The following is a 535-nucleotide window of genomic DNA, read 5'->3' as shown; positions in this document are numbered from 1 at the left end:
TCGGAAGTTTTCCGCTAAGACAATCCTTTGTCCTCCATTACCATCCGCGAATTGGTTGAATTTATGGATAAATAAACCTGGTTCAGCAAAGCGGAAACGGTAAATCGACTGCTTCACATCTCCTACCATGAACATATTTGGATGTTCTGGATTCCCTGATACAGCTTGTAGAATGGCTTCCTGTAAGGCATTGACATCCTGATACTCATCCACCATGACTTCAGTAAACTTGTCCCGATAGTAAGCCTTAGCCTCATTTATAGTATTGACGTTTTTACTCACACTTCCGCCGTTGCCAGTTTCTGTGTCCGCTAACTGCTTACTTAAAATTTGATAGGTGAAAAGTTCAATATCTGAGAAATCTAAGATTCTTTGGTCAAATTTATGGGCTGTCATTCGTTCAGTAAAGACCTTCTCCACATTTATAATGGCTTGCCCAAGTTTTTTAGCATCTTGAATAAAGAGGCCTTGGTAATGCTCGTCAAAGGTAAAGTAAGGCAAGATATCCTTGTCGAATACGTCCTTAATTGTTTTA

1 protein-coding gene is annotated in these 535 nt (G+C 39.6%); it reads right to left on the bottom strand.

Annotated elements, in window-relative coordinates:
- Window positions 1–535 (bottom strand): UvrD-helicase domain-containing protein (locus ACRCJ0_RS19120; protein WP_431391792.1); only part of this gene is annotated, 535 nt, incomplete at both ends.

The organism is Aerococcus sp. L_32, from assembly GCF_050689315.1.
The sequence above is the reverse complement of the archived record's forward strand: the minus strand, read 5'-3'. Positions and strand labels throughout refer to the sequence as shown.